The sequence below is a fragment of the Sulfurovum xiamenensis genome, assembly GCF_030347995.1.
Lineage (GTDB): Bacteria > Campylobacterota > Campylobacteria > Campylobacterales > Sulfurovaceae > Sulfurovum > Sulfurovum xiamenensis.
This window is the reverse complement of the sequence record NZ_JAQIBC010000001.1, coordinates 433,072-450,637: the sequence shown is the minus strand read 5'-3', so window position 1 is coordinate 450,637 and position 17,566 is coordinate 433,072. Positions and strand designations below refer to the sequence as shown.

Sequence of the window (17,566 nt, the reverse complement as noted above, 5' to 3'; positions counted from 1 at the left end):
TGAGAATAAAAAAAGTAGGAATCTGTTATGAATCCAATAAAAGAAGTTTTAAGATAGCCATACGCATATAGACTCCATTTTTAACCTGTTCAAGTACCTTACATCGTTCATCTTTAAGCATTGCATCAGAGATATCTATGTTTCTCATGACCGGACCGGGATGCAGTACCAGTATATCTCTATCTCCTAAACGCTCGTGGTTGATACAGTAGTGTTGTGCATATTCCTGATAATCATCAAAGATAGGAGAAGCATGACGTTCCAGTTGCGCTCGAAGAGACATAATGACATCCACTTTGTCTATGACATCTTCAAGTGTTTCATATTGAGGCAGGTCGCTCTTGGGCATAAAAGGTTTGGGGGCAATCAAAATGACCTTCATTCCCATACGTGTAAGCAGACGGATACCCGAGCTTGCCACGCGTGAGCTTATTATATCACCTACAATGGCAATGGTCTTCCCCTGTATGTCACCATTAAAATGTTCGACCATGGTAAAGAGATCAAGGAGTGCCTGGGTCGGATGTGCATAGTTGCCTGCACCAGCATTAATGACAGAAGTCATCTGCATGTCAGCTAAGATCCCCGGTGCATCATTTTCAGAGTGACGGATGATGACCCCGTCTGGTTCCATGGCACAAAGGTTTGCAAAGGTGTCTTCGAGAGATTCCCCTTTTTTAGTAGAACTTTTACCCGGATCAAGGTGCACGACAGCAGCACCTAGTCTTTTGGCCGCGACTTCAAAAGAACTGCGTGTACGTGTTGAAGCTTCAAAGAAAAGGGTAATAAGCAGTTTGTCTCTAAGCAGTTGGGAAGGACGTTGGGCTTTAAAGGCTTTGGCATCATGAAGTAGTTGTTGTATTTGTGTATCAGATAGGGTGGTGGTATCTACCAAATGTTGCATTTTGATCCTTTTTAGTTTTTGTATTATATCCGATTGATGGTAAAATATATTTATAAAAATATGGGTCTTTAAAAATTTTTAGGGCATAAATGATTGCGCATATTGAAATATATTCAAATTATTTTTTAAGAAATATGCGATGTAGTAAGACATTATTTTTCATTCTTTGATTATTTGCTTTAAACATTAATCGATCAGAAATAACATTATGTGATCCTTTTAAAGCATGGTACTGTGATGCAACATCAGTATCTTCAAAAAGATAATCAGCAAAATCTATGGCAAAAATTCCATTTGATTTTAGATAGAAATTTAATTGTGTGATCTGTGTATTAAATTTGTTAAAAGGGTATATATGACTACTATCATAGGTACTTGCATGTCTATTTTGTGTTCTTTGTAAAACAGCTAAAGCGAAAATGATATCAAATGGTCCATTGTTTTGGATGGTTTCATCAATTTTGTACGAGAAAATAATTTTAGGGTCATTATTTTTAGATATAGCTTTTTGAATATTGTGTTTATTAATATCAACACCGATAATCAATGCATTTGGAAAGTATTGTCTAAGTGTATATACTTCTTCGCCTGTTGAACAACCAAAGGAAAGTATTTTGATATTTTTTTTGTTTCCTATTAACTCCTTAGTTTTATAAAAAATATCTGGATATCTGTTGTATGTTGTATAGTTTGATATCTGATGAACATACTCTCCTTTAAAATATTTTAATAAAATAAGTGACCGATACTCCGCACTAAACAAAAATCGGTAGGGAATACTTGTAACTTTCCATAGAATAAATGTACTGTAATAAAGAGACTTATGGAGTATATTCTTTGATGTTTTAAAGGATGTAATCTTTGTTTTCAGTAAAGATAAGTAAGTATGTAGTGATGCTAACATTATTAGCGTATCCCTCGCAATGTTAGTATATGTATTGTGCTACGATCATAAAGCATTAGATTTTTATTAATCTATTTTTTATCAACTATAAGTGTTGTATATCGTTCTAACTGATCCTGAACACTCCACCAGTCAGGGAAGACTGCATCATAAAAAGGCTGTGTGACTTCAGCAAAACTCTCTTTGTCCTCAAAGAGGTTTACACACCAGTCAAACTCCAGATCATAGGTTCGAAGTGCACTCATAGAGAGGAGTGTATCGTTGATACATCCCAGTTTGCTCGGGGTGACCAGAAGAACTTTTGCATTGAGATCTTTAGCCAAGTTTATCATCATATACTCTTTTGTCACGGGGACCATAAGGCCACCCGCACCCTCAACCAGAAGGATGTCACAGAGTTGCCTTAGCTCATTGTACTTCTCCATGATCCTGTTTAGGTCAATGATCTGTTCTGTATCCGCACAAAAAGGGGCTGCGGGGAGGGGAAAAGTATACGCAGTGATATCTTCCGGAGTAAGATCAAGGAAATTCTTGTTTACCTTTTGGCAAACTTTTAAGAGTAAACTGGCATCAGCAGGTAGGGTATTTACACCTGTTTCGATAGGTTTGAATACACCCACAGATAAACCTTTGGAAGCAAAAGCTTCAACGAGTTGAACCGTGGTATGTGTTTTGCCAATATTCGTGCCTGTGGCGGTGATGAAAAGTGATTGCACTTGCATTTCTCCATTTTTTTTGTATAATAGTATAGAATAATTTATGAGGATTTTAACATAAGATGCCAAAGTTTGAAGAAGAGTTAGAGCTAGATTTAGAGTTACACGAACCACAAATGTTCAAAGTGTTACTGCACAATGATGATTATACGAGTATGGATTTTGTTGTGGAAGTCCTGATGGGGATCTTCCATAAGACACATACACAGGCAGAACAGATCATGTTGCAGATACATGAAAAAGATAAAGCTATATGTGGTGTATATAGCTTTGAGATAGCACAAACTAAAGCACAGCAGGTCAAGCAAAAGGCCAAAGAAAATGAGTTCCCATTACTCGCAACCATTGAAGAGGATAGTTAATATGATTAGTATTGCACTGAATGATGTATTTAAGGCAGCGGTAGGATATGCTAAAGAGAACAGACATGAATATTTAACCGTAGAACATGTATTCTTGTCGATAGTAAAAAGTCCAGCGGGTCAAGAGATACTCTCTATACTTGATGCAGATCTTAAGAGATTGGAGACAGGTATCACCGAGCATATTGCAAAGACCATCCCTTCGCTGAAAGAAGCGGTAGAACCATTTGAGACTGTAGCGCTCTCACGTGCTATCAATGATATGATGACACATATCCACAGTGCAGGTAGGACAGAGGCCAGTATCGGTGATATGATAGCAGCAATCTTTATGCAGGAACACTCCTATGCGGTGTACCTGATGAAAAAAGAGGGTATAGCCCGTGTAGATATACTTGAGGTGATCTCACATCGTTATGATAAAGTCAAAGATGGTACAGGAGAGAAGAAAGAGGGAGAGACTCTTTTAGAACAGTTTACCGTAGAGCTTGTAGCCTTGGCCAAAACAGGCAAAATAGACCCGGTGGTAGGTCGCGTAGACGAGATAGAACGTGTGATGCAAACGCTCTGTAGACGTAAGAAGAACAACCCTCTGCTTGTGGGTGAGCCAGGCGTAGGTAAAACGGCTATTGCTGAAGGTTTGGCGCTGAAGATCTCTGAAGGAGATGTGCCGGAGATTCTTAAAAACTCAAAAGTGTTTGCTCTAGATATGGGTTCTTTGGTTGCAGGTACGAAATACAGAGGTGATTTTGAAAAACGTCTCAAAGGTATCATTAAGGAACTTACTGTAGAGAAAGATGCCATTTTATTTATCGATGAGATCCATACGATGGTAGGAGCAGGTGCAACAAGCGGCGGAAGCATGGATGCATCCAATTTACTTAAACCTGCACTTGCACGTGGTGACCTGAAGTGTATCGGGGCAACGACCTATGCAGAGTTTAGAAACTTTTTTGACAAAGACAAGGCACTCAGTCGTAGGTTTGCAAAAGTGGATGTGGAAGAGCCAAGTCTTGAAGATACAATGACGATCTTGCAGGGTATCAAACATAAATATGAGGATTACCATAAGATCACATTCACGGATGAGGCACTACAATCAGCTATCGACCTTTCTGTAAAGTATCTGCATGACAGGTTCCTGCCTGACAAAGCGATGGATATCATCGATGAGGTGGGTGCGCACTTTATGCTTAGAGGAGAAGAGGGTGTCACAGTCAAACCTAAAGATATTGAGGAGAGTGTCGCGAAGATCATGAAGCTTCCTTCAACGGTGATAGGTACGGATGATACGAAGAAACTTAAATCACTTCAGAAAGATCTGGCTTCTCATATCATCGGACAAGATGAAGCGATCACTGCATTGACAACGGCGATCAAACGTTCCTATGCAGGGCTCAATGCACCCAATAGACCTATAGGAAGTTTTCTGTTCGTAGGTCCTACAGGAGTCGGTAAGACAGAACTTGCGACACAGCTTGCAAAAACGATGCATGTGCATTTTGAACGATTGGATATGAGTGAGTACATGGAAGCACATAGTATCAGCCGTTTGGTTGGTGCACCTCCAGGATATGTAGGGTATGAGCAGGGAGGATTGTTGACCGAGATGATCAAAAAACACCCGCATACGGTTTTATTGCTTGATGAGATTGAAAAAGCACACCCTGATATCATGAATATTCTACTTCAGGTGATGGATGGTGCGAAGTTGACAGATAACAATGGTGTGGTCTCTGATTTTAAAAATGTGATACTCATTATGACCTCGAACATCGGTACTAAAGAAGCAAATGTCATGGGATTCAATAAAGATACGTCGATCAAAACAGACAAAGCACTGGCAGCGTTTTTCTCTCCTGAATTTAGAAACCGTCTGAGTGCTACCATAGAGTTCAATCCATTAGGATTGGATGCCCTTGTCACTATCGTCGAGAAAGAGTTAGATAAACTCAACCTGCTACTTAAACCTAAAGATGTCAAAGTGACCTTAGGTAAAAAAGCCAAAGAGTATTTGGCCAAAGAGGGGTACGATGAACGTTATGGTGCTAGACACATAGCACGTGTGATAGATGCCAAGGTCAAAGAAGCACTCACCGATGAGATCCTTTTTGGGAAACTTAAAAAAGGTGGTTCAGTTAAAGTAACCTACAAGAATGAGAAATTAGATTTTTCATTTGATAGTAAATAAGTTAAATAGACTTACCAAGAGGAAGGGATAAATAGTTGGCGTCTGTGTTTGAGGAAGATGACTATTTGATCCCTCCGTTGAGTAAGGATTCTACCGCATTTCCCGATCCGCGTTTAGCTTCTGATGAAGGTCTTCTTGCCTACGGAGGAGATCTCTCTTCTGATCGATTGATAGCAGCATACAAAAAAGGGATATTCCCCTGGTACAGTCAAGGGGATCCGATACTCTGGTGGTCACCCAACCCACGTCTTCTTCTTTATCCTGAAAATTTTAAGGTACGTAAATCATTTAGAAGGGTGTTGCGATCTGGAAAATTCACGGTCACTTTTGACAAAAGATTTTCGGAAGTCATCAAACAATGTGCAACAGTCTATAGAGAAGGGCAAGAAAGCACTTGGATTGTCAGTGAGATAGAAGAAGCTTATAGTCGCCTGCATGAAGAGGGTTTTGCACATAGTGTGGAAGTCTATAAAGAGGGGAAACTGGTAGGTGGACTTTACGGCATTGCTCTGGGGAAAGCATTTTTTGGTGAGTCAATGTTCTCTTTGGTTCCTGATGCCTCCAAGGTGGCATTTAAAGCACTAAGTGATGTTTTAGGCAGTAGAGGCTATGATTTTATAGATTGTCAAATGAAAACAGATCATATGATGGGCTTGGGGGCTGAGGTGGTTGAGAGAGATATCTTTCTTGATGCACTGGAAGAGACGCTTAAAAAACCTACAGATTTTGGTTCATGGCAGCATTTTATCTGGGAGTACAAAGATGGTAAATAGAGATATAGGATTCTCTTTATGGTTAGATTTTGTAGAAAGAGATTTCCTTAAAAATGATTTTTCTGCATTGATTGAAAAAGGTATCATTAATGGTGCTACGAGTAATCCGTCTATTTTTGCTTCGGCGATTACCACTTCTCCTGCTTATAAAGAGCAGTTGGCTTCTCTTACAGGAAAAAGCCCAAAAGAGAAGTATGAAGCACTGGCGATAGAAGATATCCGTACTGCTGCACAGGCATTAAGACCTCTGTATGATGAAGGAAATGATGGGTATATCTCCATAGAGGTCGACCCTTTCCTTTCAAACGATACAGAAGGGACGGTTGCCGAAGGTAAAAGACTCTTTGAGGCTATCGGTGAGCCTAATGTGATGGTAAAAGTACCTGCCACAGAAGCAGGATATGATGCTATGACCCAACTTCTAAGTACAGGTATCTCTGTGAATGCCACACTTATCTTCTCCCCAAAACAGACCAAAAAAGCTTTGAAGGCGATGAAAAAAGGCTTGGATTGTTTTGAAAAAGATGGCGGATTGAGAGCAGAAGCAGTGATCTCTGTTTTTGTAAGCCGTTTTGACAGGCTACTCGATACTGATCTGGAAAAAGAGGGGATCGATGTTTCAAAAACAGGTATTTACAATGCTGCAAAGATTTATAATCTTATTGAATCCAACCATACGCCTAGTGTACGTACACTTTTTGCCAGTACTGGTGTGAAAGGTGATGACCTCCCGGCAGATTACTATATGAGAGAATTGCTTGCACCACACTCTGTCAATACAGCACCTCTTGCAACAATAGAAGCCTTCATAGCCAAAAAAGCACCGGCACCTCAATTCCCTTTGGAAGAGAGTGAGATCAAGGGCTATTTCACAAAACTGGCTGATAACGGGTTTGATATGGATAAAGTATATAGTCAACTCTTAAAAGAGGGACTTGAAGCATTTGAAAAAGCATTCCAAGAGATGCTTGACACTTTAAAATAAATCACAGGCTAAAGGGACCAGCATGGAAGAAAAACTCAAGCTCTATCTTAGAACAATGATCAGTCATAATGGGAGTGACCTTCACCTTAAGTCAGGTTCACAAGTCAGAGTACGTGTACATGGTGTACTCAAAGTATTGGGCAAAGATGAACTCAGTGCAGAGATGATGGATAAGTTGGCTCAAGAGATCACGACTGCAGATCAATATGAGAAACTACAAACAGATAGAAACCTGGATTTTTCTTATGTCATGGGAGAGGATAGTAGATTTCGTGTGAACTTCTTTTATCAAATGGATGGTTTGAGCGCGGTTTTCCGTATTATTCCGGTGAAGATATTGACACTGGATGAACTGAATTTACCACCGGTGATCAAAACATTTGCAGAGATACAAAGAGGTCTTGTACTTGTAACCGGTGTGACAGGTTCTGGTAAGTCAACGACTTTGGCAGCGATCTTGGACAAGATCAACAGAGAATCAAAAAAACATATCATCACGGTTGAAGACCCGATAGAGTTCGTACACAAAGACAGAGGATGCCTGATCAACCAAAGAGGTATTGGTCCGGATGCGCACTCCTTTTCCGATGCACTGAGAGCTGCACTGAGAGAAGACCCAGATATTATACTTGTCGGGGAGATGAGGGATTTGGAGACGATCGATATCGCACTGCATGCAGCCAACACTGGACACCTTGTTTTTTCAACGCTGCACACACTGGATGCAAAAGAGACGATAGATAGAATTGTCGGTATGTTCGGGAATGAAGAACAGAACCGTATCCGTATGTCTTTGGCTTCGGTACTTGAGGGTGTGATTTCACAAAGACTTATTCCTACAAAGCGTGGAGGAAGGGTTGCGGGGATTGAAGTCCTTAAAAAAACAGCTAGGATCGAACAACTCATAGCGGAGAACCGAGATGCAGAGATCCCTGATGCTCTTTTTGAAGGGAAAGAGATCTACGGTACACAGACCTTTGACCAGGCACTTTTGGATATTTTCCGTAGAGGTGAGATCACAGAAGAGATTGCACTTGAATATGCAACAAATCCATCAGATATGAAACTTAAAATGCAGGGTGTCGGAAAAGGTGCGATCGTGGATGAACATGCCCATGAAAAAGAGGTGGATGTCTTTGGATTTAAAGAGGATGAAGCATAGTTTAATACAAATTGGGTATAATTCGCGTCTATTTTACTCTATGAAGCAATTGATGGGGTAAAAAATTATACACATGTATCAAAGGACAAATATGTTAGAAGGTATCGTTAGAGAGAGTATCGGTAAGCGTAATGCAAAGCAGCTTAAAAGAGATGGTTATCTAATCGCGAACATTTATGCAAATGGTGTTGAAAATATCAACGCTGCATTTAAACGTGGTGAATTTGCAAGAACTGTAAGAAATAAAGAGACACTTGCATTCCCAGTGAAAGTTGGCGATAAAGAGATCAATGTATTTATTCAAGAGTATCAACTACACCCAGTAAATGGCGATGTGACTCACGTAGACCTAAGAGTAGCAGTACCAGGTCAAGTGACAAACTTCCTTGTACCGGTTGTGACTCACGGAACACCAGTTGGACTTAAGAACAAAGGTGTACTTGTTATGTCTAAAAGAAGATTAAAAGTAAGAGGTACTATCGAAGATATGCCAGCGAAATTTGATCTTGATGTTACACCATTGAACAGAGATGACTCTATCCTTATCAGAGATGTTGAAGTACCAGCAAACTGTAAAATGATGGACAGACCAGATGTTGCTATCTGTGGTGTGATCAAAGCTAAATAATCGTAGCATGAAAGCACAGTTGTGATACTTTTCGTAGGTCTAGGTAATCCAGGATCACAATACGAAAACACACGACATAATATAGGTTTTAAAGTCATTGACAAGCTTGTCAATGACTTTCATGCCAGAGATATTTCCAAAAATTCTTTTCAGGGCAAGCTTTATCGCGCGGCCAATTCACTTTTTTTAAAACCTACCACCTTTATGAATCTTTCAGGAAGCTCTGTAGAGCCTGTCAAACATTTTTTCAAAGTGGAACTTGAAGATATTATTGTGATCCATGATGATATTGATCTCCCTTTTGGTGCGGTACGTTTTAAAAGAGGTGGAGGCCATGGTGGGCATAATGGACTCAGATCACTTGATGCACATATTACAAAAGAGTATTTGCGTGTGAGGGTAGGTGTGGGTAAGCCCGAACACAAGTCACAGGTAGCAGATTATGTACTGCATGACTTTTCCCAAGAAGAAAATCTCATGTTAGAGCGTTTGATAACACATGTTGCAAAAGCTTGTAAAGTGTTATCTCAAGAGGAACTCAATGAAGTGAAGTCAAAGTACAGTTTGAAGTCTATAGAAGGCTTAAGTGTATGAGTCTGTTGAATCCTTCATTACACTTTGGATATTTAGCCAAACTCTATAGTAAAAATCTATTGTCGATACTGTTTGGACTCTCTTTTGCTTTTGCTGCGATTGATTATTTTCAACATCTACAGAAACTTGATGTTGCTTCAAACTATAAAATTCTCTATATTTTTTACATGTGGCAGGAAGCATTGGGATTACTTTACCCTTTGGCCATCGTTTTCGCACTGATTATGACGAAGCTCTCACTGGTTAAAAATAACACGATGGGTGCGTTTCATGCCTTTGGATATGATAAAAAAAGACTTTTTTTGCCATTGTTCACAGTAAGCTCTTTGACCTATATGATTTTTTTAATCTTACATACGACAGAGTTTTCTTATGCAAAAGACAAAGCAGAATTCCTTTTAGAAAATAAATTGGGTACCTATGATGTGAATGACCTTTTTTTCAAATACAACGATACCTTCGTCTATATCACCAAACTTGATCCTATAGAAAAAAAGATAGAAGATATTACGATCTTTAAAGTCGAAGGGTATCAGGTACAGTATACGATCAATGCGCCTTTAGCAACATTTGATGGTGCAAGATGGACGGCACATGATGCGACGTTGAAAACACATATCTATGAAAATGGCGAATTGAAAAGATATACCGTAGAACATAAAGAGCGTATAGAGACATTAGAGGGCTATAAACCTAAGATCATAGAGTCACTGTATGAGGGGAAAGCATTGAATATACGGGATGCCTTTATGACTTGGGAGTTGTTACATAAACAAAATCTAAGTTCGGATAAGATCCGAGCATCCTTGTACGATAAAGTGATCGTACCACTTTTTTCACTGGCCCTGTTACTCATTTTATTTTTCAAACTTCCGTTTCATGCCAGAATGATGAATATGGGTGGAGTGATCGCACTCTCTTTGGGGGTAACATTTGGAATTTGGGGGATATTGTTTGGTTTGAGTCAAATGGGTGCAAACGGTGTCTTACTACCTGAATTGACAGCGATATTGCCTGTAATGATGTTATGGGTCTATGCTATGTATATCTATTTTACAAATGAAAGAAGCCTTCTGTAATCCCCTGCAGTACGTTAAATGTACCTTTTAATCAACTTTTAGATAAAATCACCCTAAAATAGACTCAAGGTATTGAGCATATAGGATAGTATAAATGAATATTGATTATAAAGCATTGGCAGACAAATATGGTACGCCTTTGTATATGTATGATTTTGATTATATTGAAAATCGATATACCACACTGAAAGATGCGTTTGCAGGTAAAAAATCACTTATCAATTATGCAGTAAAAGCAAATTCAAATCTCTCTGTGATTGCACATTTGGCAAAGCTTGGTGCCGGTGCTGACTGTGTGAGTATCGGTGAGGTCAAACGTGCCCTGACCGCAGGTGTGGATAAATACAAGATCATTTTCTCCGGTGTGGGGAAACGTGATGATGAGATACGTGAAGCACTGGAACAGGATATTTTACTTCTCAACCTAGAGAGTGAAGCGGAGATGAAACGTGTAGAGATGGTGGCTAAAGAGCTGGGTAAAGAAGCCCGTATCTCTATCCGTGTCAATCCTAATATCGACCCGCAGACACACCCGTATATTTCAACAGGGTTGCATGAGAACAAATTCGGTGTAGAGATAGATATGGCAAAACGTATGTATATCTATGCCAATAAGTCTGAGTTTTTAAATCCTGTGGGGATACATTTCCACATTGGCTCGCAGCTTACAAAGATCGAACCTATACGTGAGTCATGTATGATTGTAGCAGACCTGGTACGTTCACTCAAGGCGATCAAGATCGATATTAAGTTCTTTGATGTGGGCGGGGGTATCGGTGTAGTCTATGATGATGAAGTCACGATCCCTGCTGAGGTGTATACACAGGCGATATTTGAGGCGACCAAAGGACTTGATGTGACACTACTTTGTGAACCAGGGCGTTACATGGTAGCCAATGCAGGAGCATTCTTTACCAAGGTACTTTATGAAAAAGTCAATGACGGGAAACGTTTTGTCATTGTTGATGGTGCGATGAATGACCTTATACGTCCAAGCCTCTATAATGCCTATCATAAGATTGAAGCGGTGCTCAAAGAGGGGGAAAAGACACCTGCTGATGTGGTAGGACCGGTATGTGAGAGTGGAGATTTCTTCGGTAAAAATGTACCTCTTCCGCCTCTGGAACATAATGACCTTATCGTGGTTCACTCTGCTGGTGCCTATGGCTTTACGATGGCAAGTAACTATAATACACGTGCAAAAGCTGCAGAAGTAGCACTGCAAGGTGGAAAAGACAGACTCATACGTCAGCGTGAAACGTATGAAGATCAGGTACGTTTAGAGCTTGAGTATTTGGAAAAGTAAAGCAAAAAGGCAGGATGAGGATATGACTTTAGATGAGCTGAGAGATAAGATAGACAATATCGATGATGCATTGCTAAAACTCTACAATGAACGTATGGAGTTGGTGCATCAGGTAGGCGAAGTTAAAAATACTACAGGGGCTCCTATCTACCGTCCTGAACGTGAACAAGCCATTCTGAATCGTCTGAAAAGTCAAAATAAAGGTAAACTGACAGATGCTGCGATCGATGCACTCTTTTTGGAGATGTTTGCTGTAGCCAGAAATCTTGAGCTTCCTGAAGGTGTAGCATATTTAGGTCCAGAAGCCAGTTTTACGCATCAGGCAGCTGAAAGCAAGTTTGGAGCCATGAGTGCATACTTGCCTATCAGCTCTATACCAGGCGTTTTTCGTGAAGTAAAAAAAGGCACAGCCAAATTTGGTGTGATTCCGATAGAAAACTCTTCTAACGGAATTGTAAGTGATACGATCAACTGTCTGGATGAGTATGACCTAAAAATTATCGCTGAAGTGTGTCTGGATGTACATATGGCCTTCGCTACCGTCAGTGATGATATTACAAAGATCACAAAGATCTATTCTAAAGATATCGCTTTTGGACAGTGCCGTAAGTTTTTACAGGACCTGGGACTGGATGAGGTAGAACATATTCCTGTGGAATCTACCGTCAAAGCAGCAAAACTTGCCTTGAAAGATGAAACCGCAGCAGCACTCTGTCCTGCAGTGGCAGCAAAGTTGAATAACCTGCCTATACGTTTCAATAACGTAGAAGATGATACGAACAATAGAACACGATTTTTCATTATCTCTGACTTCGAAAATGCATCATCAGGAAATGATAAAACCTCTTTATTGGTAAGACTTTCGAATAAACCGGGCTCTTTAGTGAATTTTCTCAATGATTTTGAAGAAGCACATGTGAATTTGACAAAGATCAAGTCGCATATCGTAGAGGGGGAGTCGATCTTTTTTATAGAGTTTCATGGACACCAAAATGATGCACATATCAAACCTATTTTGGAAAAACATAAAGATGAGATCAAAATATTAGGTTCTTATGTCAAAGAGATAGACGATATTTAAAATAAGAAATAAGCAGTGAGGGAGAAAAATCAGTATGAAATTTAACAAAGTATTAGAGAATATACAAACGTATGAAGCGGGTAAACCGATAGAGCTTGTGGTACGTGAATTTGGTATTGCTGCTAAAGATGTGGTGAAACTTGCATCAAATGAAAATCCGATAGGTACAAACCCGGCTATTGCAAAAGTGATCAGATCCAATGCGGATATTGCACACCTTTACCCGGATGACAGTATGTTCGAACTTAAAGCTGCATTGAGCAGAAAGTTTAATGTTCAGGATAACAACATCATTATAGGTGCAGGTTCTGACCAAGTGATAGAGTTCATCTCACGTGCACTCTTGGATGAGAATGCTTCTGTACTGATGTCTGCAGTGACCTTTGCCATGTATGAGATCTATGCAAAACAGATGGGTGCAAAGATCCTTCGTACGGCAAGCTATACGCATAAATATGATGAGTTTATGGAAGCCTACCGTATGCATAGACCAAAGATCATTTACCTCTGTACGCCGAATAATCCTACAGGTGATGCAACAAGTAAAGAAGAGGTTCTGAAGATCATTGATGCTGTAGATTCGGATACGTTGGTCGTTGTAGATGGTGCTTATATGGAGTATGCTGCAGCCAAAGATCCACAATATGCAATTACGCCAAATGACCTGCTGAAGTATGAGAATGTCATCTATCTGGGTACATTTTCCAAAGCACATGGTTTGGGCGGTATGCGTGTAGGATACGGTATCGCACAGGCTGAACTCATTAAAGAACTCCATAAAATGAGACCGCCATTCAACATCTCTACACTCTCTTTGGCCGTAGCTATAGAAGCATGCAAGGATAACAGTTTCGTGGAAGAGTCCATAGCTTTGCATCAGGAGCAGATCAAGCGGTATGAGGCGTTTGCAGAGGAGCAGGGATTTGAGTATATAGAGAGTTATACGAACTTTATCACCTATATGTTTGATGAAACCATGGATGCTACAAAGATAGCAGATGCTCTGCTTAAACGTGGTGTCATCATCCGTAACCTTGCTTCTTATGGGTTGAATGCCATGAGAATCACGATAGGAACAGTCAAACAAAATGATGTGTTCTTTAAACACTTTTTAGAAGTGATAGCTTGAAAAAAGTAGAGGTTGTGAAAGCAGATGAAATAGAGGTGAAACCTTTTATTTTAGATGATTTTATCGAACATAGAGTCCAGCATACTATGATGAACAAAGTAACAAAAAAAGAACTGAAACATTTAGCAGATGAATTAGGTTTGGTGTATGATGATACACAGATCGTTTTCACAAAAAAACTGCTCAATGCCTATTTACTAGGGAAATAAAAAGATGATAGATATAAAAGCACACTCGATAGATGAACTCAATACTTTAGCAGAAGATATCAGACAAAAGATATTGGATACGGTAAGTAAAAATGGGGGACACTTGAGTTCTACTATGGGTGCAACAGATCTGATCGTGGCTATGCATAAAGTGTTTGATGTAGAGAAGGACCCTTTTATCTTTGATGTCAGCCATCAGGCATATGCCCATAAGCTCTTGACAGACAGATGGGACAGGTTTGATTCTTTACGGCAGTTTGGCGGCATTTGCGGATACACCAAACCTAAAGAGTCCAAGTATGATTATTATGTGGCAGGGCATAGTTCGACCTCTATTTCACTGGCAGTAGGTGCAGCTAAAGCTATAGCGTTGAAAGGTGAGGATAGAATACCGGTTGCCTTCATCGGTGATGGAAGTATGAGTGCAGGGATGGTGTATGAGGCCCTGAACGAACTGGGCGACAGAAAATACCCTGTAGTGATCATCTTGAATGACAATGAAATGAGTATCGCCAAACCAATCGGTGCGATCAGTAAACTGCTTTCTCAAACAATGGCCGGTTCATTTTACCAGAAATTCAAAGGCAGGGTAGAAAAGGTCCTTGATCATCTGCCTGAGGGTGCGACCTATATGGCAAAGAGGTTTGAAGAGTCTTTTAAGCTTATCACGCCGGGTATTATATTTGAAGAGATGGGTATTGAATACATTGGACCCGTAGACGGACATGACATTGAATCTCTTATAGAGACGATGGAAGTAGCTAAAGCACTGGGTAAACCGGTGCTTATCCATGCACAGACCACCAAAGGGAAAGGGTATGAGATAGCCGAGGGTACAAAAGAGCATTGGCACGGGGTCAGTGCTTTTGATCTTAAAACAGGTGAAGCACCTAAAAAAGCAGGGGCGGCTAAGGCAGCAACTGCTATTTTTGCAGACACCTTGGTAGAACTTGCAGATGAAGATGACAAAGTGGTAGGTGTGACAGCTGCTATGCCAAGCGGTACAGGTTTAAGTGCGGCCATTAAAAAATACCCTGAACGTTTTTGGGACGTTGCGATAGCAGAGCAGCATGCTGTGACTTCTATGGGTCCATTGGCAAAAGAAGGGTTTAAACCATTTTGTACGATCTACTCCACATTCTTGCAACGTGGATATGACCAGGTCATCCACGATATAGCACTGATGGATATAGGTGTCGCTTTTGCGCTGGACAGAGCAGGTATTGTAGGAGAGGATGGAGAGACACATCAGGGTGCTTTTGATATTTCTTATTTAAGAAGCATTCCTAATATGACACTGCTGGCACCCTACAATGAAACAACGATGAAACATTGTATGAGATTTGCCAAAGAGTATGACCATCCTTGTGCTTTTAGATACCCTAGAGGGGCATTTTTGGCAGAAGACACAGAGAGTCCAGCCTATGAGTTAGGAAAGTCTGTGTTGCTCAAAGAGGGTGAAGAGATACTCTTTATCGGGTATGGTAATGGTGTCGGACGTGCTCAAAAGGTGGCTGAATTGGTTGAAGTAAACCCTGCTATATTGGATCTTCGTTTTGTAAAGCCGTTGGATGAGGAGATGCTTTTACGATTGAGTACGCAGTACAAAAAATGGTTTGTGTTTTCTGATTCTGCAGCACAAGGTGGTGTAGGTTCAGCGATCTTGGAACTTTTAAGCCAACACAAGGTACAAGATGTAGCCTTGACAACATTCGAGTATCCTGATGCATTTATTACACATGGTAATACTAAGTTGGTAGAAGAGTCCTTGGGGATATTGCCGGAACAATTGGCAGAAAGAATCGTGTAGAAGAGGTTTCTTCTGCATCGGAACTGTATTTGATACAGTACCTTTTGAGGTATTGTATCAAGTTCAGTGACAGTGAACAAATATTTCAAAATTCTCTGAACCAAATGGTGAAACTTCAGTGAAAGGTACTCCAAAGGGTATATTCTCTGGGAAATTGAAGCATGGCTTTGCCATACTTCAATGAGAAACTAAATAAAGGAAAAAAATGGCTAACGAATACATTTTTACAAGTGAATCGGTAACCGAGGGTCATCCGGATAAAATGGCTGATCAGATCTCAGATGCTATACTTGATTATATCATCGAAAAAGATCCACAGGCGAGAGTGGCTTGTGAGACGTTATTGAGTAATGGTTTTTGTGTTATTGCAGGAGAACTAAAAACAACAGCGTATGCACCGATGCAAGAGATTGCAAGAGAGGTTGTAAGAGAGATAGGGTACACAGATGCAAGTTATGGTTTTGACTATAGGTCTGCGGGAGTACTTAATGGCATAGGAGAACAGAGCCCGGATATCAATCAAGGTGTGGATCAAGCTTCAGGTGAGATCGGTGCGGGGGATCAGGGACTGATGTTCGGATATGCTTGTAATGAGACTAAGGAGCTTATGCCTTTGCCTATCTCACTGGCACATAAGATCACAGCTAAACTGGCTGAGGTTCGTAAAAATGGTACTGTCCCGTTTTTGCGTCCGGATGGAAAAGCGCAGGTTTCAGTGAAGTATGTAGATGGCAAACCTGTTGCGATAGATACGATCGTTGTATCTACACAGCATCATCCGGAAGTGACGCTTGAACAGGTACAAAAAGCGGTACTTGAAGAAGTGATCAAAGCAGTCATACCAGCTGAGTTGATCTCTGATGATATTACCTATCACATCAACCCTACGGGACGTTTTGTGATCGGTGGTCCTCAAGGGGATGCCGGACTTACAGGTAGAAAGATCATCGTAGATACCTATGGGGGTTCTTGCCCTCATGGTGGGGGTGCTTTCTCTGGTAAAGACCCTACAAAAGTGGATCGTTCAGCTGCCTATGCGGCAAGATATGTAGCGAAAAACCTTGTAGCTGCAGGTGTATGTGATAAAGCCACACTGCAAATAGCGTATGCAATCGGTGTGGCTAAACCGGTGTCTATCTATGTAGATACACATGGGACCGCAACAGTGGATGAATCAAAGATCACAGCGTGTGTAGAATCACTTTTCGATCTTACCCCTAAAGGTATTATGGATGCGTTGGATCTACTTAGACCTATATACCGCAGAACAGCAGCGTATGGTCACTTCGGAAGAGAAGAAGAAGGCTTTAGCTGGGAGAAAACAGATAGGGTAGAAGATATCAAAAAATATTTAAATATTTAGTGTTTAGTATCGTGTCATAAATTGAATATTTTTGATATATTTTAATAAATTATCTAATATGTTTAATGTTTTTTTAAAAATCTTTAGCTATAGTTTGCTATCTTATATAAAAAGGAATAAATATGGCAGTAATTATTGGTGATACATGTATAAACTGTGCAGCTTGTATTGACGAATGTCCAGTAGAAGCAATTGTAGACGAGGATGATAATCCAACGGGTGAGGAGTACTACTATGTGTACCCTGACAAATGTGTTGAGTGTGTAGATCACTTCGATTCTCCAGCATGTGCAGAAGCATGTCCAACTGAAGGTTGTATTACTTGGGATATGCCATTCACAGCTGAACATAAAGATCACTTCAATGGTGA

17 protein-coding genes and 1 pseudogene are annotated in these 17,566 nt (G+C 40.3%); 15 read left to right on the top strand and 3 right to left on the bottom strand.

What is annotated here, in order from left to right; translation table 11 throughout:
• Positions 1–25: 25 nt before the first annotated feature.
• The 3 genes from PF327_RS02325 to bioD form a co-directional block, all read right to left on the bottom strand.
• Positions 26–904 carry an aspartate carbamoyltransferase catalytic subunit gene (locus tag PF327_RS02325; protein ID WP_289401154.1) on the bottom strand — a complete coding sequence of 293 codons (879 nt, stop codon included), beginning with the start codon at positions 902–904 and terminating at the stop codon, positions 26–28.
• Positions 905–1,022: 118 nt separating this feature from the next.
• Entirely contained in the window at positions 1,023–1,808 is a 786-nt protein-coding gene (locus tag PF327_RS02320; RefSeq protein WP_289401153.1) for a class I SAM-dependent methyltransferase, read from the bottom strand.
• Positions 1,809–1,879: 71 nt separating this feature from the next.
• Positions 1,880–2,530: a dethiobiotin synthase gene (gene bioD / locus PF327_RS02315; RefSeq protein WP_289401152.1), complete on the bottom strand. Its 651-nt coding sequence runs from the start codon at positions 2,528–2,530 to the stop codon at positions 1,880–1,882.
• Positions 2,531–2,586: 56 nt separating this feature from the next.
• Between bioD and PF327_RS02310 the strand changes: the two genes are divergently transcribed.
• From PF327_RS02310 to PF327_RS02240, 15 genes and pseudogenes are all read left to right on the top strand, one after another.
• On the top strand, positions 2,587–2,886 hold the full coding sequence (locus PF327_RS02310) for an ATP-dependent Clp protease adaptor ClpS (protein ID WP_008244485.1): 300 nt from the start codon (positions 2,587–2,589) through the stop codon (positions 2,884–2,886).
• Between the two features lies 1 nt (position 2,887).
• Positions 2,888–5,077, top strand: a complete 2,190-nt coding sequence (gene clpA / locus PF327_RS02305; RefSeq protein ID WP_008244483.1) for an ATP-dependent Clp protease ATP-binding subunit ClpA — start codon at positions 2,888–2,890, stop codon at positions 5,075–5,077.
• Between the two features lie 35 nt (positions 5,078–5,112).
• Positions 5,113–5,850, top strand: coding sequence for a leucyl/phenylalanyl-tRNA--protein transferase (aat, locus tag PF327_RS02300; RefSeq protein ID WP_289401151.1), 738 nt, complete (start codon positions 5,113–5,115; stop codon positions 5,848–5,850).
• Positions 5,840–6,835 carry a transaldolase gene (locus PF327_RS02295; protein WP_289401150.1) on the top strand — a complete coding sequence of 332 codons (996 nt, stop codon included), beginning with the start codon at positions 5,840–5,842 and terminating at the stop codon, positions 6,833–6,835. The genes aat and PF327_RS02295 overlap by 11 nt, the downstream gene beginning before the upstream one ends.
• A gap of 22 nt (positions 6,836–6,857) precedes the next feature.
• Positions 6,858–7,997, top strand: coding sequence for a type IV pilus twitching motility protein PilT (locus PF327_RS02290; protein ID WP_289401149.1), 1,140 nt, complete (start codon positions 6,858–6,860; stop codon positions 7,995–7,997).
• A 91-nt stretch (positions 7,998–8,088) separates the two neighbouring features.
• On the top strand, positions 8,089–8,625 hold the full coding sequence (locus tag PF327_RS02285; protein ID WP_008244476.1) for a 50S ribosomal protein L25/general stress protein Ctc: 537 nt from the start codon (positions 8,089–8,091) through the stop codon (positions 8,623–8,625).
• Positions 8,626–8,646: 21 nt separating this feature from the next.
• Positions 8,647–9,219, top strand: a complete 573-nt coding sequence (pth, locus tag PF327_RS02280) for an aminoacyl-tRNA hydrolase (protein WP_289401148.1) — start codon at positions 8,647–8,649, stop codon at positions 9,217–9,219.
• Positions 9,216–10,298 (top strand): LptF/LptG family permease, encoded by a 1,083-nt coding sequence (locus tag PF327_RS02275; RefSeq protein WP_289401147.1) that lies wholly within the window; start codon positions 9,216–9,218, stop codon positions 10,296–10,298. The genes pth and PF327_RS02275 overlap by 4 nt, the downstream gene beginning before the upstream one ends.
• A gap of 94 nt (positions 10,299–10,392) precedes the next feature.
• Entirely contained in the window at positions 10,393–11,604 is a 1,212-nt protein-coding gene (lysA, locus tag PF327_RS02270) for a diaminopimelate decarboxylase (RefSeq protein ID WP_008244470.1), read from the top strand.
• A 22-nt stretch (positions 11,605–11,626) separates the two neighbouring features.
• Positions 11,627–12,685, top strand: a complete 1,059-nt coding sequence (gene pheA / locus PF327_RS02265) for a chorismate mutase (protein ID WP_289401146.1) — start codon at positions 11,627–11,629, stop codon at positions 12,683–12,685.
• Positions 12,686–12,719: 34 nt separating this feature from the next.
• Positions 12,720–13,814, top strand: coding sequence for a histidinol-phosphate transaminase (gene hisC, locus PF327_RS02260; protein WP_289401145.1), 1,095 nt, complete (start codon positions 12,720–12,722; stop codon positions 13,812–13,814).
• The gene (locus PF327_RS02255) at positions 13,811–14,023 is read left to right on the top strand and encodes a hypothetical protein (protein WP_289401144.1); all 213 of its coding nucleotides are present in this window, start codon (positions 13,811–13,813) and stop codon (positions 14,021–14,023) included. Before hisC ends, PF327_RS02255 begins: the two co-directional genes overlap by 4 nt.
• Positions 14,024–14,027: 4 nt before the next feature.
• The gene (gene dxs / locus PF327_RS02250) at positions 14,028–15,833 is read left to right on the top strand and encodes a 1-deoxy-D-xylulose-5-phosphate synthase (protein WP_289401143.1); all 1,806 of its coding nucleotides are present in this window, start codon (positions 14,028–14,030) and stop codon (positions 15,831–15,833) included.
• A 205-nt stretch (positions 15,834–16,038) separates the two neighbouring features.
• Entirely contained in the window at positions 16,039–17,196 is a 1,158-nt protein-coding gene (metK, locus tag PF327_RS02245; RefSeq protein WP_008244460.1) for a methionine adenosyltransferase, read from the top strand.
• A gap of 122 nt (positions 17,197–17,318) precedes the next feature.
• Positions 17,319–17,528, top strand: a pseudogene (locus tag PF327_RS02240) (4Fe-4S dicluster domain-containing protein); the annotation flags it as partial.
• Positions 17,529–17,566: the final 38 nt, after the last annotated feature.